The organism is Candidatus Desulforudis audaxviator MP104C (assembly GCF_000018425.1).
Lineage (GTDB): Bacteria > Bacillota > Desulfotomaculia > Desulfotomaculales > Desulforudaceae > Desulforudis > Desulforudis audaxviator.
This window is the reverse complement of sequence record NC_010424.1, coordinates 2,198,954-2,221,478: the sequence shown is the minus strand read 5'-3', so window position 1 is coordinate 2,221,478 and position 22,525 is coordinate 2,198,954. Positions and strand designations below refer to the sequence as shown.

General features: G+C 64.2%; 19 protein-coding genes. 17 read left to right on the top strand and 2 right to left on the bottom strand.

The annotated features are described in order from the left end of the window. The first annotated feature begins 159 nt into the window (after nt 1-159). The 5 genes from DAUD_RS10655 to DAUD_RS10635 all read left to right on the top strand — a co-directional run bounded on the left by DAUD_RS10655 (nt 160) and on the right by DAUD_RS10635 (nt 6,994). Entirely contained in the window at nt 160-1,113 is a 954-nt protein-coding gene (locus tag DAUD_RS10655) for a heme o synthase (RefSeq protein WP_012303166.1), read from the top strand. 240 nt (nt 1,114-1,353) lie between these two features. Beyond that, the gene (locus DAUD_RS10650) at nt 1,354-1,845 is read left to right on the top strand and encodes a MarR family winged helix-turn-helix transcriptional regulator (protein ID WP_012303165.1); all 492 of its coding nucleotides are present in this window, start codon (nt 1,354-1,356) and stop codon (nt 1,843-1,845) included. Nucleotides 1,846-1,847: 2 nt separating this feature from the next. Beyond that, nucleotides 1,848-2,990 carry an efflux RND transporter periplasmic adaptor subunit gene (locus DAUD_RS10645; RefSeq protein WP_049752627.1) on the top strand — a complete coding sequence of 381 codons (1,143 nt, stop codon included), beginning with the start codon at nt 1,848-1,850 and terminating at the stop codon, nt 2,988-2,990. Continuing rightward, nucleotides 2,987-6,118 (top strand): efflux RND transporter permease subunit, encoded by a 3,132-nt coding sequence (locus DAUD_RS10640; protein ID WP_012303163.1) that lies wholly within the window; start codon nt 2,987-2,989, stop codon nt 6,116-6,118. Before DAUD_RS10645 ends, DAUD_RS10640 begins: the two co-directional genes overlap by 4 nt. A gap of 153 nt (nt 6,119-6,271) precedes the next feature. Then, the gene (locus DAUD_RS10635; protein WP_012303162.1) at nt 6,272-6,994 is read left to right on the top strand and encodes a WecB/TagA/CpsF family glycosyltransferase; all 723 of its coding nucleotides are present in this window, start codon (nt 6,272-6,274) and stop codon (nt 6,992-6,994) included. An 81-nt stretch (nt 6,995-7,075) separates the two neighbouring features. Here the strand turns inward: DAUD_RS10635 and DAUD_RS10630 are convergent, their stop codons facing one another. Continuing rightward, nucleotides 7,076-8,947 carry an FAD-dependent oxidoreductase gene (locus DAUD_RS10630; protein ID WP_049752626.1) on the bottom strand — a complete coding sequence of 624 codons (1,872 nt, stop codon included), beginning with the start codon at nt 8,945-8,947 and terminating at the stop codon, nt 7,076-7,078. A 294-nt stretch (nt 8,948-9,241) separates the two neighbouring features. Between DAUD_RS10630 and csaB the strand changes: the two genes are divergently transcribed. The 6 genes from csaB (at nt 9,242) to galU (ending at nt 16,485) form a co-directional block, all read left to right on the top strand. Continuing rightward, nucleotides 9,242-10,408: a polysaccharide pyruvyl transferase CsaB gene (gene csaB, locus DAUD_RS10625; protein ID WP_012303160.1), complete on the top strand. Its 1,167-nt coding sequence runs from the start codon at nt 9,242-9,244 to the stop codon at nt 10,406-10,408. Nucleotides 10,409-10,463: 55 nt separating this feature from the next. Next, the gene (locus tag DAUD_RS10620; protein ID WP_166485187.1) at nt 10,464-11,681 is read left to right on the top strand and encodes an LCP family protein; all 1,218 of its coding nucleotides are present in this window, start codon (nt 10,464-10,466) and stop codon (nt 11,679-11,681) included. A 122-nt stretch (nt 11,682-11,803) separates the two neighbouring features. Continuing rightward, nucleotides 11,804-13,771 carry a DUF5693 family protein gene (locus DAUD_RS10615; RefSeq protein ID WP_012303158.1) on the top strand — a complete coding sequence of 656 codons (1,968 nt, stop codon included), beginning with the start codon at nt 11,804-11,806 and terminating at the stop codon, nt 13,769-13,771. Nucleotides 13,772-13,852: 81 nt separating this feature from the next. Continuing rightward, a complete protein-coding gene (gene fabZ / locus DAUD_RS10610; RefSeq protein ID WP_456298454.1) occupies nt 13,853-14,284 on the top strand; it encodes a 3-hydroxyacyl-ACP dehydratase FabZ in 432 nt (143 codons plus the stop codon). A gap of 147 nt (nt 14,285-14,431) precedes the next feature. Beyond that, the gene (locus tag DAUD_RS10605; protein WP_320408589.1) at nt 14,432-15,490 is read left to right on the top strand and encodes an MraY family glycosyltransferase; all 1,059 of its coding nucleotides are present in this window, start codon (nt 14,432-14,434) and stop codon (nt 15,488-15,490) included. Nucleotides 15,491-15,624: 134 nt separating this feature from the next. Then, nucleotides 15,625-16,485, top strand: coding sequence for a UTP--glucose-1-phosphate uridylyltransferase GalU (gene galU / locus DAUD_RS10600; RefSeq protein WP_012303155.1), 861 nt, complete (start codon nt 15,625-15,627; stop codon nt 16,483-16,485). Nucleotides 16,486-16,582: 97 nt separating this feature from the next. Here galU and DAUD_RS12970 read toward each other — a convergent pair whose 3' ends face one another. Then, nucleotides 16,583-16,717, bottom strand: coding sequence for a hypothetical protein (locus DAUD_RS12970; protein WP_278183774.1), 135 nt, complete (start codon nt 16,715-16,717; stop codon nt 16,583-16,585). Nucleotides 16,718-16,853: 136 nt separating this feature from the next. On the opposite strand from DAUD_RS12970, the gene DAUD_RS10595 reads away from it, so the two are divergent. The 6 genes from DAUD_RS10595 (at nt 16,854) to DAUD_RS13155 (ending at nt 22,466) form a co-directional block, all read left to right on the top strand. After that, nucleotides 16,854-17,591: a YetF domain-containing protein gene (locus tag DAUD_RS10595; RefSeq protein WP_012303154.1), complete on the top strand. Its 738-nt coding sequence runs from the start codon at nt 16,854-16,856 to the stop codon at nt 17,589-17,591. 75 nt (nt 17,592-17,666) lie between these two features. Beyond that, nucleotides 17,667-19,070, top strand: a complete 1,404-nt coding sequence (locus DAUD_RS10590; RefSeq protein WP_012303153.1) for a phosphoglucomutase/phosphomannomutase family protein — start codon at nt 17,667-17,669, stop codon at nt 19,068-19,070. A 234-nt stretch (nt 19,071-19,304) separates the two neighbouring features. After that, entirely contained in the window at nt 19,305-20,894 is a 1,590-nt protein-coding gene (murJ, locus tag DAUD_RS10585; RefSeq protein ID WP_408609612.1) for a murein biosynthesis integral membrane protein MurJ, read from the top strand. A 46-nt stretch (nt 20,895-20,940) separates the two neighbouring features. After that, the gene (locus DAUD_RS10580; RefSeq protein WP_012303151.1) at nt 20,941-21,192 is read left to right on the top strand and encodes a YlmC/YmxH family sporulation protein; all 252 of its coding nucleotides are present in this window, start codon (nt 20,941-20,943) and stop codon (nt 21,190-21,192) included. Nucleotides 21,193-21,427: 235 nt separating this feature from the next. Continuing rightward, nucleotides 21,428-22,021, top strand: coding sequence for a biotin transporter BioY (locus DAUD_RS10575; RefSeq protein WP_012303150.1), 594 nt, complete (start codon nt 21,428-21,430; stop codon nt 22,019-22,021). Nucleotides 22,022-22,100: 79 nt separating this feature from the next. Continuing rightward, nucleotides 22,101-22,466 carry a DUF1284 domain-containing protein gene (locus tag DAUD_RS13155; RefSeq protein WP_012303149.1) on the top strand — a complete coding sequence of 122 codons (366 nt, stop codon included), beginning with the start codon at nt 22,101-22,103 and terminating at the stop codon, nt 22,464-22,466. Nucleotides 22,467-22,525: the final 59 nt, after the last annotated feature.

Below are 22,525 nucleotides of genomic sequence, written 5' to 3'. Positions count from 1 at the left end.
CTCCGGCAACCATCTCCTGCACTCCCCCGCATCCGGTTCACCCAACCGGTGTTGGTTTGGTAGGATAGAGGTGCAAATTGCATAAATATTGTGCTATTATTTTAATTGAGAGGCCCTGATCCAGCGAATTGTGCATTTGCATTAGAGAGGGAGTTTTCGGTGGGAGACAGGCTGACCGGGCTGCACGCGCCGACGACCGAAGCGGGGGCGGCTTCGGCCGACCACACCGCGGTCGTCAGGCCGGGTTTCCGGGACACGGCCAAAGCTTACGTCGAGGTGACCAAGCCGATTTCGGTAGGACTCCTGGCGTTTACGGCCGCAGCCATGATGGTGGTGGCCGGGGCTACCCATCCGGTTTCCGGGTGGCTGTTCGTCCAGGCCTTGCTGGCCGTGGTCCTGGCCTGCGCCGGGGCGAACGCGGTGAGCTGCTACGTGGACCGGGACATGGACGCCCAGATGGGCCGCACCCGGCGCCGCCCGGTGCCCTCGGGCCGGATCAGCCCGCCGGCGCGGGCGCTGTACTGGGGCCTATTCCTGTTCGTGGCGTCGCTCGGCCTGGCCTGGAACCTCAACCCGATCGCGTGGATCACTTTGTGGGGCGGAATGCTCGGCTACGTGGTCGTGTACAGCCTCTGGCTGAAACGCCGCAGTGTCTGGAACATCGTCATCGGGGGCGTGAGCGGCGGCATGCCGGCCCTGTTCGGCTGGGCCGCCGTGACCGGGGAGATCTCGCTCCTGCCCGTCCTGATCGCCGCCCTGGTGGTGCTGTGGATCCCGAACCACATCTGGAGTCTGGCCATCTTTTACCGGGAGGAGTACGCCCGGGTGAAGGTGCCCATGCTCCCGGTGGTCTATGAACTGCGGAGAGCCTTGAACTGGCTCCTGCTGACCGTCGTCCTGATGGTGGTCTTTTCGGTGCTCATCTATTTCGTGGGCGACTGGGGCTTGGTGTACCTGGCTACCGCTCTGGTGATGGGCGCGGCCGCCCTGGCGCTTTCGGTGCACATCTACCGAAATCCGGAGCGCCGCAAGGCCTGGGTCCTGTTCAAGTTCTCGAGCCCCTACCTGGCGGTGCTTTTCCTGAGCATGATGGTCGACGTCTGGCTCCGCTGACCGAAAAAGGGGCCAGGCCCCTTTTTTACCGTGACCGAAAAAGGGTGACCGAAAAAGGGGCCTGGCCCCTTTTTTCCCTTTTTCCGCTGTGTGTAAACGGTGGCCTGGCAAGCCCGGAAGATTGTGCGCGTTTTCGGGAAATTTGCGCCAAAAAAAACTTGACGGCGCCGGGAACAGAACATAAGATTGAGGAAGTAAATAGTTTAGTTGGTTAATTAAATGGGGGAGGAGGGACAGCTCTTGGGGCCGCCTTCCGAAGAAGAGGATTCGCACAGGCTCGAGGAGTCGCTTCATAGAATCGACGAGTTGATGATCCAGCTTGCACGCCATCTGCACGTCCAGATTGCCCGGCAAGTGCCCAACGAGCTTACCCCGGGTCAGTTTGCGCTGTGCAAGCTGGTGAAGAAACACGGGCGGATGACCGTGTCCGAACTCGCTGAAAGCTTGGGGGTGTCGTTGAGCGCCATCACGGTGACGGCCGACCGGCTTTGCCGCTCCGGCCTGATGCGGCGGCAGCGGAGCGAGCAGGACCGCCGGGTGGTACGGTTGTTGCTGACGGAAGATGGGGACCGGGTGGTGTCTAGTGTATTGGAAATTTCGAACCGTGTCCTGAAGGGATATTTCGCCCGCCTGCCCGAAGGGGATCTGGAAAAGCTCGTGTCCATTTGCGAAAAGCTGTTGGCGATTGTGCGGGCGGACGAGGGAAGAGCCGAATTGAAAGGGGATGGGTAGTTTTGTTGGGGCGCAGGTGGTTGGTACTGGTCGTGGTTCTGGGTTTGCTGTTCACGCTGAACGGTTGCGAACGGGCCGGGACCGAAGGGCAGGGGAAGGAAGGCGCTGCGGCGGTCCCGGTGTTTGTGGCTCAGGCCGAAATGGGGCGCTTGAGCCGCGGTGACGTTTTGACCGGGAAGGTTGCTCCCCGGACCGAGGTCAAACTTGTGCCCAAGATGGCGGGCAAGGTGGCGGCGGTGACCGTGGACGTGGGCGACCGGGTCCGCGCCGGGCAAACCGTGGTACTGCTCGACGCCGTGGAACTGAGGGCGCAGCTCACCCAGGCCGAAGCCGGGGTGGCGGCGGCCGAGTCGGGGCTTTTTCAGGCTGAACTGGCTTTTAAGCAGGCCCAAGCCGACTATGAGCGAATGAAATTCCTCCACGACCAGGGCGCGATTCCGGATGCCGACTTCGAGAAAGCGGAACTGAACTTCAAGCTGGCCCGGGACCGGGCCGAAAACCTGGCCCCCGCCCAACTGCAGCAGGCCCGCGGCCAACTGGAATTCGTGCGGGCGAACTACAACAATGCCACCCTGACCTCCCCCGTATCCGGCCTCGTGGCCGCCCGGAACGTGAACCCCGGCGAGATGGCCTCGCCCGGCGTGCCGGTACTCACCCTGATCGACATCGACCTCGTCCGGGTGGAGGTTAACGCCTCCGAAAAACTGGTGAACCAAATCAAGGTCGGCCAAGAAGTCCGGGTGCGGGTCGCGGCGGCTTCCGCCGAGCCGCTGACCGGTAAAGTGGTCAGCATCGCCCCGGCGGCCGACGCGCGCGCCCGGACCTACCCGGTGAAGGTGGAGCTGCCCAATCCCGGCCACCTGTTGAAGGCGGGGATGTTCGCCGAGGTGGACTTTGGGACCGAGGCGGACAAGAACGTGCTGGTGCCCCGAGACGCCGTGTTCCAGCGGTCCGGCGCCCACTTCGTGTTTGTGCACGCCGGGGGCCGGATCGAACTGCGCGAGGTTGTGCCCGGCCCGTCCGACGGGCGTATGGTGGCCGTGCTCAAAGGGCTGGAGGCCGGGGAAGACGTGGTGGTTTCCGGGCAGGAAGCCCTGGAGGACGGGATGAAAGTGCAAGCATCGCGACTGGAGGCTAAGCAATGAGACTGGCCGATATCGCGGTCCGCCGTCCGGTCGGGGTGATCATGCTCGCCCTGGCGGTGCTGCTGCTGGGAATGGTGTCCTTAAGCCGGCTGGCCATCGACCTGCTCCCGAACTGGGAGTTTCCGGTGGTCTCCATTGTCACCACCTACCAGGGCGCCGGGCCGCAGGAGGTCGAACAGTTGGTCACCCGGCCGATCGAGGAGTCGGTGGCCACCGTCGAGAACCTGAAAAACATCTCCTCGGTTTCCCAATCCGGCAGCTCGGTAGTGATCGCCCAGTTTGACTGGGGCACGGACATGGAAGCCGTAATCAACGACATCCGGGAAAAGGTGGACCGGGTGCAGCGGGTGCTGCCGGCGGACGCCGAACGGTCCATGGTTATGAAATTCGACCCGGCAGCGTTGCCGGTGCTGATCGTCGGTTTCACCGGCGAGCAAAGCCTGGCCGACCTGACCCGGATCGCCGAGAACACGGTGAAACCGCGCCTGGAACGGCTGCCGGGCGTGGCCTCGGTCGCCGTGCAGGGCGGACGGGAGCGCGAGATCCAGGTGTACCTGGACCCGGTGGCTATGCGGGGCTACGGGGTTTCTCTGGAGAATGTGACCCGGTCCCTGCAGGCCGGCAACCTGAACATGCCCGGCGGAACGGTGCCGGAGGGCTCCCGCGAGTACCTGGTGCGGGTGCCCGGAGAATTCGCGGACCTGCGGGACATCGAGGGCGTCACGGTGCCCAACGCCGACGGCGAGCCGGTACGGCTGGCCGACATCGCCGATCTCCGGGACGGGTACCGGGAAACGGACGTCATCAGCCGCCTGAACGGCCAGCCCAGCCTGGCGATAGTGGTGATGAAACAGCCCCAGGCGAACACGGTCCAGGTGGTGCAGGCGGCGCGGGAAACCCTGGCCGGGATCGAGAAGGAAATCCCGGGCACGATCAGTTTTGAGCCGGCCTTCGACCAGGCCGAGTTCATCGAGATGTCCATCGGCAACCTGCGCAACGACCTTTTGGTGGGATCTTTCCTGGCTGCTGTGGTGATCTTCATCTTCCTGCGGAACAGCCGGACCACCCTGATCATCTGCGCCACCATCCCGCTGGCGATCATCGGTGCCTGCAACATGATCTACTTCAGCGGGGAGACGCTGAACCTGCTGACCTTGGGCGCCCTGGCTCTGGGGGTGGGGGTGATCGTGGACGACGCCATCGTCGTCCTGGAAAACATCTACCGGCACCGCCAGGAGGGGTTGGATTCCCTGGCGGCCGCCCGGACCGGGGCGGCGGAGGTGACCGGCGCGGTCCTCGGCGCCTCTTTTACTTCAATGTCCGTATTCCTGCCCATTGCCTTCGTGGGCGGCATGGCTTCGGTGTTGTTCACACCGTTTTCCCTGACCGTGGTCTTCGCGCTGCTCTCCTCGCTGATCATGGCGCTGACCGTGGTGCCGATGCTGGGGTCGCGGCTGCTGGTGCGCCTTCCGGACGAGCCGAGGCCGGACGGATCCCGGCTTTCACGCCTGCTGTACCGGTTCGGGAGTGGGCTGGAGAGGCTGAAGGTCTTCTACGGGCGTCTGTTGGCCTGGAGTCTGGACAACCGGCGCAAGGTGGTCGGCTTGGCGGCGGCGGTTTTCATCGGCAGCCTGGCGCTGATCCCCCTGGTGGGCGCCGAGTTTTTCCCGGCGATGGACGAAGGCACGGTGAGTGTTGAAGTCGAGATGCCTCGGGGCACGGCCGTCGAAGCCACCGACCGGGTGGCGGCGCAGGTGGAGGAGATAGTGGCCGGGTTCCCCGAGGTGGAAACGGTGTTTGTGAGCGTCGGGTCGGGCGGCCAGGAAGCAATGTTCGGGATGGGCGGCGGCAGCGCGGACCGGGCCCGGATCGACCTGACCCTGGCGCCGCTCGGGGAGCGCGACCGTAGCTCCGAGGAAGTGGCCGAAGCACTCCGGAAAGAACTGCGGCACATTCCGGGCGCCGTTTTCAGGGTGAATACGTCCTCGGGCTTCCATATGAGGGGTGGGGCCCCGCTGGAGATCAGGCTTAAGGGTGAGGACCTCGATACCCTGGCCCGCCTGGGACAACAGGCGGCGGCCGTGATCGCCGGCGTGCCCGGCACCCGGGACGTGAAGTCCAGCCTGGAGGAAGGGCGGCCCGAGGCGCGGGTGCTGGTGGATCGGGACCGGGCGGCCGTATACGGCCTGAGCGTGGCCCAGGTGGCGTCCACCGTCCGGTCGGCGCTGCACGGGGACGTGGCCACCCGCTACCGCGTCGGAGGGGACGAGATCGATGTGCGGGTGCGGCTGACCGAGGAAGCGCGCCGGCACCTGGCCGACCTGGATAACCTGTTGTTGACCGCGCCCAACGGCCAACAGGTGCCGCTGCGGGACGTCGCCCACGTGGTGCTCGGGGAGAGCCCGGTGGCCGTCAACCGTGACGACCAGGCCCGCACGGTCACCATCAGCGCGCAGCTCGAGGGCCGGGACCTGGCGAGCGTGGACCGCGACGCGCGGGCCGCACTGAAAGGTATGGCTCTGCCGTCAGGGTACTACTTTGAAACCGGCGGCGAGGCCGAGGAGATGGCGGAGACTTTCGCCGAACTTGCTTTCGCGCTGCTGCTGGCGGTCATCCTGATCTACATCGTGCTGGCCGTGCTGTTTGAGTCCCTGTTCTTCCCGTTCGTAATCATGTTCGCCGTGCCGCTGTCCCTGACCGGCATGATCCTGGGGCTTTTGCTGACGGACCGCACCTTCAGCATGCCGGCCTTCATCGGGGTGATCGTGGCCGTGGGCATCGTGAGCAAGAACGGCATCGTGCTCATTGACTACGTAAACCAGTTGCGCCGGCGGGGGATGGAGCGGGACGAGGCCATCCGGACGGCCGGTCCGGTACGGCTGCGCCCGATCCTGATGACCACGCTGACGACCGTGGGCGCCATGTTCCCGATCTCCCTGGGGCTCGGCGAGGGCGCCGAATTCCAGGCGCCGCTGGCGACCGTGATCATCGGCGGGCTGGTCTTCTCGACCGTGATCAGTCTGCTGGTGGTGCCGGTGGTCTACAGCATTTTCGACGACTGGGGCCGCATGGTCACGCGGCGGCTTAGAAGGGGCGAAGACGTTCCCACCGCAGGAGTGGGCATCTAGGGAACCGGCTTGGTTTCAGGTGCTAAAGGACCGACCTTGTTTCAGGAGGTTCACGTTTTGGGACTGCCCAGTGATTCGCTTGGTCATCTACTCGACCCTTCGGTCCCATAACTTGAATCCGTTGAACACCCTGGATTGCCTGGGAGCAGTGCTATGCAAACGGTGGACATCCTGGGCGCGCCGGTGGCGCGCCTGACGCTGGACGAGGCAGCCGCGGCGGTGGCCGGTTTTGTGCGTGAGGGCCGTCCCCGCCAGGTGATCACCTTGAACCCCGAGTTCCTCTACCGGGCGCAATTCGAACCCGAGTTGATGGCGGCCGTGCGCCGGGCCGACCTGGTGACCGCCGACGGCGTGGGTATCGTCTGGGCGGCCCGGAGGGCCGGCAATCCGGTGCCGGAGCGGGTGACCGGAATTGACCTTCTGCTCCGTCTGGCCGAGGAAGCCGCCCGGCATCGGTGGCGCGTATTCCTTCTGGGGTCAGCGCCGGGTGTCGCCGAGGCCGCCGCGCGGGAACTGGCGGTGCGGTACCCGGGACTGGTGCTGGCGGGCACGCACCACGGGTACTTCAAACCGGAGGAGGAGCCGGGGGTGGTGGAAAAAGTGCGGCAAAGCCGGGCAGACATCCTGTTTGTGGCCTTGGGCGCGCCCCGGCAGGAACTCTGGGCGGCGCGGCACCTGGAAGCCTTGGGGGTGCCGGTGGTGATGGGGGTCGGCGGGAGCCTGGACGTGCTGGCCGGGCGGGTGCGCCGGGCGCCCGCCTGGATGCGGCGCCTGCACCTGGAATGGCTGGGCCGGCTCTTGATGGACCCCCGGCGCTGGCGCCGCCAGGCCGTACTCCCGAAATTCGCTCTTCTGGTCCTCCGCCGCTACCGCTAAGGATCAAACCTTCCCCCAAAAAGGTGAAAAGGTGTCTGCCTTAAAAAAGGGGCCTGGCCCCTTTTTTCTCTTATTTGGGGCCTATTGTTGGTAGAGGGTGGGTTGGAGGGCATGGGCGGTCCAGCGATACAGGTCGCCGCGGGTAAGCGGGGTGTCCGGCGGGCGGTTCGCGAACTCCGGGGGAACGAGCCCCTTCTCCAGCGCCAGCAGCCAGGCGGTGTCTGCAGCCGAGGCGGTGCCGGTGACCCAGAGCACCATGCGGGCAGCCTCCGGACCGGTCAGGGGTTCGGCGGGCACGTGCAAGGGGTAGCGGATCTCGTCCAGACCGGGCAGGCGCCCCAGCGCCTTGGCGCGAGTCAGGGCCCCGGTGAACACGTTCGCGAACTCCAGGTGGGTGGTGGTGCAGTCAAAGCCGAAGTCGTTTTCGTAGCCGGCGTTGACCAAGCCCAGGCGCATCACCTCCCGGGCGGCCGGGTAGTCCGGGTGCCGGGTGAACTTGGGCGTGAGTTTAAAAGGTTTCAGGTAGGCGCCCTGGCTGGTCAGGGTCTTCTGGATGGCCTTGATGTGCGGGCCTTCGGGCTCCCGCGCGATTTCCCGGAATCCCACCCCGTGGCGCAGGCTGTACGCGGCGGCCACCCCGGCCGCCTGCCCGCAGGCCATGCCTACCGGAATCACCCGCGCGCTGCCCGCGGCCAGGGAACTGAAGGACGCGGCGCGCCCCACCACCAGCAGGTTTTCTACCCCCAGCGGCACCAGGCACCGGAAAGGCACGCTGTACTGCACCGGGTCGCCGATCACGAAGCCGAACTCCCCCGGCCGGGCGGCCTGCACATCCACCGGGTAGGCGCCGATCGCCACCCGGTCCGGAAAGTCCCGGTTCTCCATCACGTCGGCGATGTCCAGCACGTACTCGCCCTGGATGTGCCGGCTCTCGCGGACGTACAGCATCTCGGGCCAGCCGGCGACTGACGCCCGTTCAAAACCGGGGAACTCGCGGCGCAGGAATTCCAGTACGTGCCCGGTTTCCGCTTTCCCCCGCCGGTAGGCGTCCGCGACGCTCTCCGGGTCCCGGGGGTCGACGCCGAAAATCAGCAGGGCATTGATGACCACCGTGCCGTCGCTCTGACGAGTGATATTGAACCCCCGCAGGCGCATCCCCGGGTCCACCGGCTCGTAGGCCGTGAAGAGCTTGCCGAAGCCCCGCCCGTGGTTCCCGCGCACGCGCGCCTCACCAAAGGTTTTCTCCCGCGCGGCCCGGCGTACCCCGTTCCAGTCCACCCCATCGAAGTGCAGCATCAGGGTCGCGGCCATGGCGCCCTCCCGACCGAAATCCGCCTGGCCGTACGTATACGGGGCGCCGGCCGCCGCAGCGATGTCCCCATCGGGCGTGGCGTCGATCACCCGTCCGGCGTGGAGAAACAGCATCGCGTCCCGGTACCGGAAGCCCACGCCCGTCACCCGGCCTTCTTCCACCAACGGCCTGATGTCCCTCGCCGGCCGCGCCACCGTGAGCAACTCCTCCGCCGCGACCATGTGTTCGAACACCTGTACGGCGCGTTCGACGTCGAAGGGCGAGCCGCCCACCAGCCGGTGGAATTCCAGGAAGAGGCCGCGGGTGGTCAGGCGCCACAGGTGTCCCCGGTCGAGGTCGGTCAGGTTCAGCATCCCGGCCGTCATCAGCCCCCCCAGGGTCAGGCGCTCGGAAACGAGCAGGGTGCGCGCGCCGTTGCGGGCGGCCGAAACTGCGGCGGCGATGCCCTCGGGTTCGCTGCCGACCACGATCACGTCAAACCTGGCGGCGGCGAGTTCCCCGGGTGTGGGCGGCGGGGCCGGCGTCAAGGGGGGAAGAGGCGGGGGATCGTTCCAGAAGGGAACTAACAGTAACACTAGGGCGGCGGCCAATGCCAGCCCCAGCAAGCCGGACCAAACCAGCAAACTTTTGCGCTTGAACATGAATATTTGGTTCGGGAGCGCGCCACTGATTCCCTGCCCCGTTCGGCGCGAAATATGATACAATCTCCATCGTAGGCAAGAAGATTTGCAGAGGGAGCGTGCGCATGTCGGTACCTGCGCGGGTTCAGGCTTATCTTGACGGGTTCGGCCTGGGCCTGAACCAACTTGGAGGCCGTCTCGGGGGGCCGTGGGCCGTACTCAGTTAATACAACAAAACCGGACGGGGAATTCCGTCGTCTTAAGGAGCAGAAGCTTGGTGCGTGACGGGATCCCCGCCGGAGGGAGCGTAATGCGTTGAAATACGGGCCTGCCGGAGACCGCCGCCGCCTCCGGGTCCTGGTCTCCGGGTATTACGGGTTTCAAAACGCCGGCGACGAGGCGATCCTGTACGCCTTGATCCGCGGCCTTGAGTCGTGTCGGCCCGGGATCGACATCACCGTGCTGTCGGCCGACCCGGAGCACACGGCCGGGGCCTACGGGGTGCGGGCCGTGTCCCGCACCGACCCGCGCACCGTCTTGGGTGCCCTGCGGGCCTGCGACCTGTTTATCAGCGGCGGGGGCGGGCTTATTCAGGACGTGACCAGCCTGGCGAGCCTGCAGTACTACCTGGGCCTGATTGCGCTGGCCCGGCTGCTGGGGCGGCCGGTTTTCATCTACGCGCAGGGGATCGGTCCCCTTGAAACCCGCACGGGACGGTTCCTGACCCGCGCCGTTTTGAACCGCGTCCAGGCGGTGACCGTCCGCGACGTGCAGTCCCGGGACCTGCTTTGGGCGCTAGGGGTCCGGCGGCCCCCGGTGGAAGTCACCGCCGACCCGGTGCTCGGCCTGGAGCCCGAGTCCGGTTGGCGCGCGCGGGGCCGGGAGCTGTTGGCGGCGGCCGGGGTGCGGGACGGCCGGGTGGCCGGTTTTTCGGTCCGGCCCTGGTCCGGGGCCGGGGACTACGCGGGGGCGCTGGCCCGGGTGGCCGACGAACTGAACGCCGCGGGCTACCGGACGGTGTTCCTGCCCTTTCACCACCCGGGGGACCTCGCCGCCTGCCGGGTGGTGGCGGCCCGGATGGAAGCCCCGGCGGTGATTGTGGAGGAGCGTCTTGATTTCGCGGCGCTGCTGGGGCTTTGCACCCACCTGGACCTGGCGGTGGGGATGCGGCTCCACTTCCTGGTGTTCGCTGCCCTGGCCGGGGTGGTGCCGGTGGGTTTGCCGTACGACCCCAAGGTCCGGCTTTTTCTGGACCGGTTGGAACTGCCGGCGGCGGTGCGGGTCGACCAGGCGGCCCCGGAGGACTTGAGCCGCGCCGTGGCGGCCGCCCTGGCGCAGCGTGAGGCGCTGGAAAAGACTATAAGAACAAGGGTGGAGACCCTGCGGCGGGAGGCCCGACGTACACCGGCCCTGGCCTGCGATTTGCTGCCGAGGGCAGGTAAACAGGACCGGGATGTCGAAGAATCCGGTGGGAGACCGTGACAAATAGGGCAATCTTTTGTGTGGAGAAGCGGTTTTCTTGACAAGAAGGTATAGATTGAGCAGGAATTTGAGGATTATGGTGTCCGTGGTCCTGGTCCTGGCCCTCTCCATCGGTGCCGGCTACGGCGGGGTCCGGTATCTGGTGATGCCCTATCTTTTCCCCGACGGTGGGGGCAATCCGGAAGAGGGGGACAACCTTGTACCGGGGCGGATGAATGTTTTGCTGCTCGGAATCGACGCCCAGAAGGGAGAAACCATAGCCCGGGCCGATTCGATTCTGTTTGTGAGCGCGGATCCCAAAAAACAACAGGTCGCCATCCTGTCTATTCCGCGGGACACCCGGGTGCAGATCCCGGGGCACGGTTGGGACAAGATCAACTCGGCTACCGTGTACGGCGGTCCGGAACTGGCCCGCAAGGTGGTGTCCGGATTGCTGGGCGTGCCGGTGGACTACTACGTGATGACCAACTTCGAAGGGTTCCGGGACATCGTTGATGTTTTGGGCGGCGTGACCATCGACGTGGAACGGCGGATGTACTACCGCGACCCGATGGCCAGCCCGCCCCTGCTGATCGACCTCCAGGCCGGGGTGCAGCGGCTGGACGGCGATAAGGCGCTGCAATACGTCCGCTACCGTTCGGACGGCCAGGGTGACATTACCCGGACCCAGCGGCAGCAGAAGTTCCTGAAGGCGCTGGCCGAAGAGATGATGAAGCCCCGGAACATCGTGAAGCTGCCCAAACTGGTGCCCAAGATCGACGAGTGCGTGGACACGAACTTGAGCGTCCGGGAGATGCTCCGCTGGGCCGCCCTGGCCCGGAAACTGGACGGGGTGAAAATAGTTTCCGCTACCCTGCCGGGTGGTTTTCTGAACTACCGCGGGATCAGCTACTGGTCAGTCGACCCGGCCCGGGCCAGAGAGGTGGCGGCCCGGCTGCTCAACGGGGAGGAGATCACCGACTGGCTGGATGAGTCTCAAGTTCCGGCCGTAGCCTATAAACCATCGAAACCGGCGTCGTCAACGGTAAATAGCGCCTCAGCCCCGGCCCCGCCGGCTCGAACCGAGCCGCAACCGGCTGCACCAGACGGCGGTTCGCCGGCGGTAACTCCCGACGGACAGGGCGGCGGTGATTCCTCCAACGTTCCCCTGCCCCCGCCGCCGGAAGACCCGATGGAACCGCCCGCCTGGCCCGTGGCCCCGCCATCGCCCAGCGGGAATGACAGTACCGTTTCCGATTTGGATCGGTTGGTGCCGCCACCGCCGCCGGGCTAGGCACGTGCAATTGGGGACCGGACCTGTCCCGCGGTTTTCGCCCGCGGTTTCCCGATGAGGTTTTGCGCTCGTGAGGCCGCCGTGCAGCGCACGGGCATTTTAGCTTAAAGGTCGGAGCTATTGTGTTTATAAGGGTTTACCGCTGGGTCCTGATCCTGGTGATTTGCACCGCCCTGGTATCCGCCTTCTGGCTGGCCGGACAACGGGTTCAGGCGGAACGCGATTTCCGTCAGGTGGAAATGGCGGTCGTCTACGACGAGGTACTGCTGCTGGCGGGGCTTTTGAACCGTGAACCGGTGGCGGTCCTGGATGATTTGCGGGAGCAGGGAGTCACGGCAGTCCTGTTCCGCGAACCTACTCTGAATCAGGCGGCCCTGGCGGGCGAGTTTGCGGTGTTCGGCGCCGCGGAACTCCGGGATGAGCCCTGGTTTGCGGGTGCGGGCTTCGAGCCCCTGCCGGATCACCTGTACCTGGTGACCCGTGACGAGCGGGTGTTTGACCGTCTGCGCCGCCAGATGGAAATGAAGGTCCCGTCCAGCCGGAGCTACTTGCCGGACGGCGGACCCTACGTTATTGCCGCGCCTATCCCCGGGGTGTATCTGGATATGCTGGGGGCCGGATTTCCGGCTCGCGGGCTGGAACAGGCGGCGGCCGCGGGCCTGAACGTGATTCCCCAAGTGCGCACTTGGCCGGGGGTCACCCCCGCGGGTCTGACCCTGCTGGCCGAAACCCTGGCCGGGATGCCCCGCCTTTCGGCGGTGGCCTTCAACGACCCGACCCTACCCGGGTATCCGGGCCTGGTGCACGTCCTGGCCCGGGAACTGGGGCCGCTGGGTGTGCCCGTTACCGACGTCGAGTTTTTCCCGCAGGCCGGGGTGAAACAACTCGGCCGAACGATGCCGGCACGCCAGGTGATGCTGCACACCATCGCCGCCCACGAGATGGCGCGCTACACGCCGGCGCAGGCGGCCGACCGCTTCGTCTTGGCCGCCGTTGAGCGCAACGCGCGGGTTTTGCTGGTGCGGTTTTTCTTCGACGCGTATAACGCCGGTGATGTCTGGGCGGTTAACAGCGCCTATCTGAAAGACATCGCCTCCCGGCTGGAAGCGGCCGGGCTGACGTTCGGCACGCCGGCGGCCCCTGCTCCCCGGCAGCCGCCACGGATCCTGGTGGCCTTGATCGGCTTGGGCGTAGTCGCCGGTGGGTTGCTTTTGTGGGAGAAGCTGCGGCTTGGCCTGCCGACCCGTGCCGTTAGGCACGGGTGCCCTAGTCCCGTCCTGGCGCTCGCGGCGGCCGCGGCCTGGCTGGTCCTGGCCTACACCATGGAGGTCAACCAGGCCGCCAAGCTGGCGGCCCTGGCCGGGGCGGTCATCTTTCCCAGCCTGGCCCTGGTGAGTGTCGTCCGGGAAGAAGGGGTCTGGGTGGGGGCGAGTCTGGTCCGCTTCCTCCAGGCTACGGCCGTGTCGCTGGTGGGCGCCGTTTTCCTGGTCGGTCTTTTGTCGGACACCGGGTTTATGATCAAACTGGATCAGTTCGCCGGGGTGAAGCTGGCCCACGCCGCGCCGCTCCTGCTGGTGATACCGTACCTGGCCTTCCGGCCCCGGGACGGTGCGGGTTGGCTGGACCGCTTCCGAGATTTCCTGGGCCGCCCGGTACTGGTGAAGTACGCCGCTGTCGCCGCGGTGGTGGCCGCGGCCGGCGCCGTGTACCTCTTGCGCACCGGGAACGAGCCCGCGATGCTGGTGTCGTCCCTGGAGTTGAAACTGCGCTCCGCGCTCGACCAGTTGCTGGCGGTGCGGCCCCGGACCAAGGAGTTTCTCCTGGGCCACCCCTGGCTCCTGTTGCTTCTGTTTACCGGCTACCGGGACGCCCGCTTCCTGCCGCTCGCCGGCCTGGGCTTGGTCGGTCAGATTTCGCTGGTAAACACCTTTGCCCACCTGCATACGCCGCTTTTTGTTTCCGCGTTCCGGGCTTTCAACGGGCTGTGGCTGGGCGTGGCCCTCGGATTGGCCCTGATCGCGGCCTGGTACTTGGCGGGAAGGATGTTGGAGGCCCGAGGTCGGAGGTCGGAGACGGGCGGGGAAGGGTAATTGTATCCCTTCCCACCCCCAGGGAATAATGTGAGCAGTCCATCCGGTGTGATTGCCCGGAAAGTGAGGAGAGAAAAGGTGCTGGACATCAAGCAGATAATGGCCCTCCTACCCCACCGCTACCCGTTCCTGCTGGTGGACCGCGTGGTCGAGCTGGAACCCGGCAAGAGGGCGGTTGGTCTGAAAAACGTCGCCATGAACGAGCCGTTTTTCGCCGGACATTTCCCGGACTACCCGGTCATGCCCGGCGTTCTGATCGTGGAGGCGCTGGCCCAGGTGGCGGCCGTAACCGTACTGAGCCTTGAGGAATACCGTGGCAAACTGCCCCTGTTTGCCGGAATCGACAAAGCCCGCTTCCGGCGCCAGGTAGTACCCGGAGACGTGTTGCGCCTGGAAGTGGAAATCCTGCAATTGCGGGGTAAGGTGGGCAAATGCCGGGGTACGGCCTATGTGGGCCCTGAGCGGGTCGCCGAAGCGGAACTGCTGTTTGCGGCGGCCGCCCGACCGGGCTGATCTGCCTTCTTGGTCCGAATACAGGCTTGTGCTTTTGATCCCATCGGTTATCAAGTGATTACTTAATCAATCAGTCATTGTCAATAAATCAAGAATCAGGTAAAGTTGCTGTAACTATGTGCTTGTCCCACCTGGGAGGTTTGATTGGTGCAACTGGCTTTACTCCTGGTGCTGGCCGCCGCCTTGAGCCTGTTCGTCACCCCGCTGGTGATCAGGATGGCCCGGCGGCTGGGCGCGGTTGACGAACCGGACCAGCGTAAGATTCATCAGCGTCCCATACCCCGGCTGGGAGGCCTGGCGGTCTATCTGGTGTTCACGGCGGTTGTACTGTTGACCCAGCCGCTGACCACTCCGCTCTTGGGCCTGTTGATCGGGGCCACCGTTATCGTGCTCCTCGGCGTGTGGGATGACGTGCGGGGTGCTTCCCCCCGTTTGAAGCTGGCCGTGCAGTTGCTGGCGGCGCTGGCGCTGATCCCCTTCGGTTTCCACGTGGAATTTTTGACCAACCCGCTGGGCGGGATCATTTACCTGGGCTGGTGGGGTATTCCGCTGACCGTTTTCTGGGTGGTGGCCGTGACCAACGCGTTGAACCTGATCGACGGGTTGGACGGCCTGGCGGCCGGAACCGCGCTGATTGCCTCTTTCACGCTGGCGGTGGTGGCCTTCACCGTGGGCAACATGGCGGTGGTGGCCGTCACGCTGATCCTGGCGGGGGCCATCCTGGGCTTCTTGCGCTACAATTTCCACCCGGCCCGGGTGTTCCTGGGCGATACCGGTTCGATGTTTCTGGGTTTTACGCTGGCCGCCCTGGCCATCATGGGTCTGACCAAAGGCCCGACCGCCCTGTCGGTGATCATTCCGATTGTGATCCTCGGCATTCCGCTCACCGACACCGCCTTCGCCGTCCTGCGGCGCTACCGGAACGGCAGGCCGATCTTCTATCCGGACAAGGGACACCTGCACCACCGGCTGTTGGGTGCGGGGCTGACGCACCGGGGCGCGGTGCTGACCATGTACGGGGTGAACGTCGTGCTCGGTGCCAGTGCCGTGCTGCTTACCATACTCAGTACGGAACAGGCGGTGCTGCTGCTCTTCATTGTGGCGGTGCTGCTGCTCACCGCCGCGAACCGCGTCGGGATGTTCGGGAGCGCGCACGAACCAAGCCCGGAAGTCTCAGCCGAAACCAGCAAGCGCTCCAACATCTAAGAGCGCTTTTATAACTCCGCAGTACCGCATATCCTTACCTTTAGAAAGAAAAACAAGGGCCACGACCATAGTCTTTCCGGACGGCCGGAAGTTCCGTGGCTGCGTTCTTTCAGCATAACCGGAGGAGTGACACAATGGGCGTAAAGAAGGCAGTGATTCCGGCGGCCGGGCTGGGAGTCCGGTTCCTACCCGCCACCAAGTCCCAACCCAAAGAGATGATCCCGATCATCGACAAACCGACCATCCAGTACATCATCGAAGAGGCTTTGGCCTCGGGCATCGAGGATATCCTCATCATTTCCGGACGCGGCAAACGGGCCATTGAAGACCATTTCGACCACGCCCCGGAGCTGGAGGCCCACCTGGCGGCGAAGGGGAAGGCCGCGGAGTTGGCCGAGGTCCGGCGGATCAGTGACATGGGCAACATCCACTACGTCCGGCAGCGGCATCCCCTGGGGCTGGGGCACGCCGTGGGGTGCGCCCGGGCCTTTGTGGGCGACGAGCCATTTGCGGTGCTGCTGGGGGACGACATCGTGCGCGGCGCGGTGCCCTGCCTGAAGCAACTGCTGGAGCAGCACGCCAAGCTCGGCGCTAGTGTAGTGGCCCTGGAGGAAGTGCCGCTCGAAGATGTGAGCAAGTACGGGGTGATCCAGGGCCGCGCCGCCGGGCCACGGCTTTTCGCGGTGGAGGACCTGGTGGAAAAGCCGCCGGTGGATCAGGCGCCGTCCCGGATGGCGGTGATGGGGCGCTATGTCCTGGACCCGCGTATTTTCCCCCTGATCGAGCAAACCAGGCCTGGCGCCGGGGGTGAGATTCAGCTCACTGACGCCTTGCGCCTGCTGGTCCGGGAACAGCCCCTTTACGGCTACCAGTTTGAGGGACGGCGTTACGACGTCGGCCACTGCCTTGGTTACCTGAAGGCCACCGTTGATTTCGCCCTGGAGCGTGATGAGGTGCGCGAGCCGTTTCTGGAATACCTGCGCGGAAAAGTTTGAGTTCCGACCGAAAAAACAGGGGCCGGGTTCCGTCAAAACGGAGCCCGGCCCGTTCTTTTTTCAGTCTCCTTAGAAAGGGTACGGCAAAATTACCTATTTAGCCCTTGCGGCCGTTTCCGGCATGACTTTCCCGCTGGGATTTGCGTTTCTCCGCCATCTTCAACCCTTTCAGGTACTTCTCGAACATCTCTTTCCGCTGCCCGAGACGCTGCAGTAGTTGGGTTTTGGCCATCAATAACCCCTCCTTGCTCACAATTATTCCCATAAAAAGGTCCCGGTTAAACGCAAAAGCACTTTCGCGGCTCCGCATTTTTGCGGCTGGGGTGGGGAAATCTAAGCCGGTACGAACACCTGACGGGGGGAAGACCATGAATCCCTTCCTGGAGATCGTTATCCGCGCCGTGGGTGCCTTCATCGCCGTGATCCTGATCACCCGCCTCGTCGGCAAGTCCCAGATCGGACAGCTGACCGTGACCGACTTTGTGAACGGCATCGTGATCGGCTCGATCGCGGCCGCCCTGGCCATCGACATCCGTTCTCCGGCATCCTTCTACTTTCTGGCTCTGGCCGTGTTCAGCGGCCTGACCCTGTTCCTGGAATGGTCAACCATGAAAAGCCGCCCGGTGCGGAAGATCCTCGAGGACGAGCCGACCGTCGTGGTGCACAACGGGAAGATCTTGGAGACCAAGATGCGCAATATGCGCTACCACCTGGACGACCTGATGATGCAGCTGCGCAGCAAAGGGGTGTTCAACATCGCCGACGTGGAGTTCGCGGTGCTGGAACCGAACGGGGAAATGAGCGTGCAGCTGAAGTCGCAGAAACGCCCGGTCACCCCTGCCGACCTGCAATTACCCACCCGGTACGAGGGAATGCCGTCCGAATTGATCGTGGACGGGACGGTGATCGAGCAGAACCTGATCCAAAATAACCTCGACGAGGAGTGGCTGTACCGGGAACTTGAGAAACAGGGTGTGCGCTCGTCCGAAGAAGTGATGTACGCCAGCCTGGACAGCGAAGGGAAGCTTTACGTTGACCTGAAGGAAGACGCCATTGAGCATTACACCGACATTACCGACAAGGTACCGGACAAGATCCCGCAGTAGCAGGATTTGGCAATAACGGCGCGGAACAATCTTACTGATGTGCAGACAGAAAGAGCGATAGGAGGCTAGTTGACAATGATTAAATTTGGTACCGACGGCTGGCGCGGGGTGATGGCCGCCGATTTCACTTTTGCGAACGTGGCCCTCGTGGCCGGGGCGGTCGCCGACTTCGTGCTGGCCCATAACCTTGCGGGGCGCGGGGTGGTTGTGGGGTACGACAACCGCTTTCTCTCCGACCGTTTCGCCGACACCGTCGCCGGGGTGCTGACCGGCCGGGGGGTCCGCGTTTACCTGGGCCGGAAAGCGCTGCCCACCCCGGTCGTCGCCTTCGCGGTGCATCACCTCAAGGCTGGCGGCGCCGTAATGCTGACGGCCAGTCACAATCCCCCGGAATACAACGGGATCAAGTTCATCCCGGAATATGCCGGCCCCGCGCTGCCGGAGATCACCGACGAGATCGAGGAATATATCCTGCGCCGGCAGCGCAGCGGCACGATACCGGCCTGCGGTGCGAACGGGCCGGCCCGGGAACTGACCGATCCCTCCCGGGCCTATGCCGAGCACGTCCTGAAGTTGATCGACACCGAAAGCATTGGCAAGGCCGAAATGCGGGTGGTTGTTGATCCGCTCTACGGCGCCGGGATCGGCTTCCTGGAGGAGATGCTATCCGGCCTCGGCGTACGCGTCGACAGCCTGCACAACCACCGGGACCCGCTTTTCGGCGGTTCGCTGCCCGACCCCAGCGCCGCCAAACTGGAGACCTTGCGGGACACCGTTCTGCGGGAGGGAGCCCACCTTGGCCTTGGTCTGGATGGTGACGCCGACCGGCTGGGCGTCATCGACGCCGACGGCACCTACATTTCCCCGAATCAACTCCTGAGTCTGGTGTACTACCACCTGGTCACCTCCAGGGGGTGGAGCGGACCGGTGGCGCGCACGGTGGCCACCACGCACCTGGTGGACCGGATCGCCGCCGACTGCGGGCAGGAAGTGGTCGAGACCCCGGTGGGGTTCAAATACATTGGTCAGGCCCTGATGGAGCACGGCTGTATCGTGGGCGGCGAGGAGAGCGGGGGCCTGTCCATCCGGGGACACGTCCCGGAAAAGGACGGCATCCTGGCCGGGATGCTGGCGGTGGAGATGGTGGCGGTGCACGGGAAGTCTTTGAAGACCCTCCTGGAAGAAGTGGGTGACAAGTACGGGCGTCTGTACAGCGAACGTCTTGACGTCCACACCGGTGCGGACCGCAAGCCGCGGATAATGGAAAACCTGCGCCGGCTGGAGCCTGACTCCCTGGCCGGGCAGCCGGTGGTCGGCAGGTTTACCGTCGACGGCACCAAGCTGGTGCTGGAAAACGGCGCCTGGGTCCTGATCCGGGCCTCGGGCACCGAACCGGTTTTCCGGATCTACACCGAGGCCGGTTCGCCCGCAGAGGTCAAACGGATCCAGAACGCCGTCCGAAACCTCACCGGCCTATAACTTAAAAGTCAAAGAAAGTCAAAAAGTTAACATCCTGGCCCCTTGCTTAAGTCTTGGGTGTGAAGTGGTTAAGGGGGGCGGGCGGGCGGCAAGAATGATATAAAAGCCGATGAATATGGCGGTTGAAGGCCGGGGGTGCAGGGAAAACAAAGTCCCAACGCGAAACAACGGGAAAAATGCGGCTTCCGGCGGCGATGCACTGGATGCCGTGCAACCGGCCAATTGACTGGCGAGGTGACTTTCTTGGCCTGGCGCCTGTTTTTTCAGGCCACCCTGTTAATCGCGGTCTTAAACCTCCTGTCCCGGGTGCTGGGCCTGGGCCGGGAGATTGCGATCGCCCACCAGTTCGGCGCCACCCTGGCCACCGACGCCTACCTGGTAGCCCTGACCATCCCCAGCCTGCTGTTCATGGTGTTCGCCCAGGCGTTGGCGACCGTGGTGGTGCCGGTATTCACCGAGTACAAGACCCGCGGTGAGACCCGCGAAGCCTGGCAGATTTCTTTGAACGTGGCCAATCTCCTGGTGGTGGTGCTGGCGGCTGTCGCCGCCCTCGGCATACTGGCGGCGCCCGTACTGGTCCGGTTGATGGCGCCCGGTTTCGAGCCGGCCGCCACGGAGTTGGCGGTGGATCTGACCCGGATATTGTTCCCGCTCCTGGTGTTTTCCGGATTGGCCACGTTGTTCAGCGGTTTTTTAAACGCGAACAACATCTTCGGCATCCCGGCGTTCAGCGGCGCGGTCAACAACCTGGTGATCATCGTGGGCGCGCTCACCCTGGGCAGCCTCTACGGCATTCACGGCCTGGCCTACGGCACGGTTCTGGGCATGGTCGCGGCCGGCCTGGTCCAGGTGCCCAGCCTGTACCGGGCCGGCTTCCGTTTCCGGCCGGGTTTTGACTGGCGCCACCCGGGAGTGCGCAAGGTTTTCAACCTGATGCTGCCGATCACGGTCGGGATCGCCATCAGCCAGCTGTACGTGCTGATTGACCGAGTGCTGGCCTCCTTCCTGGCCGAGGGGAGCATCGCCGCCCTGAACTTCGGCAACCGGTTGATTCAGCTGCCGATTGGTCTTTTCGTGCTCGCTCTGAGCACGGCCGTATTCCCGACCCTCACCACCTGGGCGGCGGAAGGCAAAAGGTCCGAGGTGCTGGAAACCTTGGCGCGCGCCCTGCGGATTGTGGTCCTGACCACGGTGCCGGCCGGCGTCGGGCTGATCGTGCTCCGCCAACCGGTGGTTCAGTTGCTGTTTGAGCGGGGGGCCTTCGACGAGCGGGCCACCGCTATGACCGCCGTCGCCCTCCTTTTCTACTCCGTCGGCCTGGTCGGACTGGCGGCGAACATCCTTCTGACCCGGGGTTTTTACGCTTTTCAGGACACCCGGACCCCGGTGAAGCTCCTGGCCGTGAACGTGACCGTAAATTTGGTCTTGAGCCTGGCCCTGATGGGACCGCTCCAGCACGGGGGCCTGGCGCTGGCCAGTTCCCTGGCCGCCCTGGTGAACACCGTGCTCCTGGTCCGCTACCTGGAGCGGCTGCTGCCCGGACTCTGGCAGCCTGCGGCCTGGCTGCGTTTCGGGGGCGGGGTGCTTGTGGCATCCGGCCTGATGGCCCTGGCCGTGCACACCGCCGATACCGCCCTGGCCGGGCTGGTCCCGCCGGGTTCGGCCGGTCTCGCGCTGCGGGTGACGGGCGCGGTGACGGTGGGCGTGACGGTGTACACGGTGTCGGCGCTGCTCTTGCGGCTTGAGGAGATCGGGATCCTGCTCCGGGCCTTCGGCTGGCTGGGAGGCCAGTTGCTGAATAACATTACCAGGCACGGCCGGTAACCGCTGCCTCCCGCCGGGCATAGCATGGGGCGTGGAGGAGGCGACCATGTTCAAAGTCACCGATTTGGCATCCAAAGACATTATCAACGTTGCCGACGGGCGGCGCCTGGGACCGTTGAAGGATCTGGAAATCGACGCGGAGACGGGAAAGGTCCAGGCTCTGGTACTCCGCAACCCGGAGAAGTACCTGCGCGTCTTCCGCCGGGGTAAAGACGTCGTTATCCCCTGGAGCCGCATCAAGACCATCGGGCTGGACGCGATCCTGGTAGAGCTGCCCTGGGACGGTCTAAGACAATGAAGAATTCCGGTTGTGCCGGAAACCGCCGATGGGCCGCGGTATTATTCCGTGCTTTATTGTACCTTGCCGGTGGATAAGCAGTTTGGTTCCCAGGAGCGGGTGTTTCGCGCCGGAGTACTTGCCGGACCGCTCCGTGTTGGTTTGTGTTAACCCATATGGCCAAGCAATAGTTGACAATCTAGTCCAGCAACACTTATAATACTACAAAAAACTTGCAGAGGGAGGGGAACGTTAGTTGCGTTTGACTGCCACTATTAATGCTTACGGAAGCCGGGCCTTTCGGTGGAGTGAGGAACTCAGCCTGCCCAAAAAGCTGGCGCTGGCGGTTGGTTTTGCCGCGCTCCTCGCGTTGGCGGCCCAGGTGCGGGTACCCTTGCCGTGGACCCCGGTGCCGGTCACCGGCCAGACCTTCGTCGTCCTCCTGGCCGGAGTACTCTTGGGCCGGAATTGGGGGGGCTTCAGCGTCGGCCTGTATGCCGCCGCCGGGGCCGTGGGTGCGCCCGTATTCGCTGGGCTGGCCGGGGGACTGGCCGTCCTGACCGGTCCGACCGGGGGGTACATTGCCGGCTTTGTGGTGGCCGCCATGTTCGTGGGGTATGCGGTACGGGCCTTTACCGTGCTGCGCGGTATCGTTGGCCTGGCCGTTCTGATGCTGGCCGCGAACTTCGTGATTATTCACGGCATGGGGCTCCTCTACCTGGGCTACCTCACCGGTGCCGCTCTGCCCGAACTGCTCTGGATGGGCACCATTCCCTTTATTGTCGGGGACGTGACCAAGGCGCTGGCCGCGGCGGTCGTTGCGAGTGCACTGCTGCCCCGGGATTCCTGAACCGTCGACGGTCAACGGCAAGCACTAATGCGGCCGCCCTCTCCAAGGGCGGCCAAAAAATTTGGAGAGGTGACGGTGAGTGGTGAAGCTCAGAGGGCATCACTTAATATGCCTTCATTTTTTCAAGGGAAAAGGATACGGCAAAGATTTCATTGATAACATTTCTAAAGTGATTGAAAAGGCCAGACAGAGTGAAATCGAGATTGTAGATGGAACCGACGACGTCTGCGGAGCGTACCCTTATAACCGAGATGGATTTTGCACATATTCTGGAAATGCCGACCAAGAAGTCAGGCGACTCGATGAATTAGCCGTAAAGCTTTTGAACGTAAGGAATACAGTCGGGTGGAATCATCTTAAATGCCGAATTCCAGAAATAATCGAGGTATGGAAAGAGGAAGCTTGTAGAGACTGTGATTGGAACAAAACGTGCTTTATCGAATGAAGAGGTGGGTTCGTTATGATTGGTGAGGCCGCCCCTTCCGGGGCGGCCGGCGAATTTAC

What these genes read in the sequence shown, in the direction of transcription:
- DAUD_RS10640 (WP_012303163.1), top strand. Translation starts at nt 2,987, where the DNA reads ATGAGACTGGCCGATATCGCGGTCCGCCGTCCGGTCGGGGTGATCATG.
- DAUD_RS10635 (WP_012303162.1), top strand. Translation starts at nt 6,272, where the DNA reads ATGCAAACGGTGGACATCCTGGGCGCGCCGGTGGCGCGCCTGACGCTG.
- DAUD_RS10630 (WP_049752626.1), bottom strand. Translation starts at nt 8,947, where the DNA reads ATGTTCAAGCGCAAAAGTTTGCTGGTTTGGTCCGGCTTGCTGGGGCTG.
- galU (WP_012303155.1), top strand. Translation starts at nt 15,625, where the DNA reads ATGGGCGTAAAGAAGGCAGTGATTCCGGCGGCCGGGCTGGGAGTCCGG.
- DAUD_RS12970 (WP_278183774.1), bottom strand. Translation starts at nt 16,717, where the DNA reads ATGGCCAAAACCCAACTACTGCAGCGTCTCGGGCAGCGGAAAGAGATG.
- DAUD_RS10595 (WP_012303154.1), top strand. Translation starts at nt 16,854, where the DNA reads ATGAATCCCTTCCTGGAGATCGTTATCCGCGCCGTGGGTGCCTTCATC.
- DAUD_RS10590 (WP_012303153.1), top strand. Translation starts at nt 17,667, where the DNA reads ATGATTAAATTTGGTACCGACGGCTGGCGCGGGGTGATGGCCGCCGAT.
- DAUD_RS10580 (WP_012303151.1), top strand. Translation starts at nt 20,941, where the DNA reads ATGTTCAAAGTCACCGATTTGGCATCCAAAGACATTATCAACGTTGCC.